The following is a 272-nucleotide window of genomic DNA, read 5'->3' on the forward strand; positions in this document are numbered from 1 at the left end:
CGACCAAGATCATCGCCATGACCGACGCCTTGGGCAATCTGGTCCGCTTTACGCTGATCCCCGGCCAGCATTACGACACGGTCGGGGTTGCGCCCCTTCTGGAACCGGCGGATTTCAAGGCGCTTCTTGCCGACAGGGCGTTTGATGTCCACTGGATCGTGGATGCCCTACATGCGCAAGGGGCCTGTGTCGTCATTCCCCAGCGCAAGAACCGCCTCGACAGGCGCCCGTTCGATGCCGCCCTGTTCAAGGCGCGCCATCTCATCGAGAAC

At 62.1% G+C, this 272-nt stretch carries 1 protein-coding gene; it reads left to right on the top strand.

Annotated features, from left to right (window positions below; all coding sequences use genetic code 11):
* Positions 1-272: transposase (locus tag B7G66_RS15965; RefSeq protein WP_148424813.1), on the top strand; the 272-nt coding region annotated here is incomplete at both ends.

Origin of the sequence: Novacetimonas hansenii JCM 7643 (assembly GCF_000964405.1) — a bacterium.
Taxonomy (GTDB): Bacteria; Pseudomonadota; Alphaproteobacteria; order Acetobacterales; family Acetobacteraceae; genus Novacetimonas; species Novacetimonas hansenii.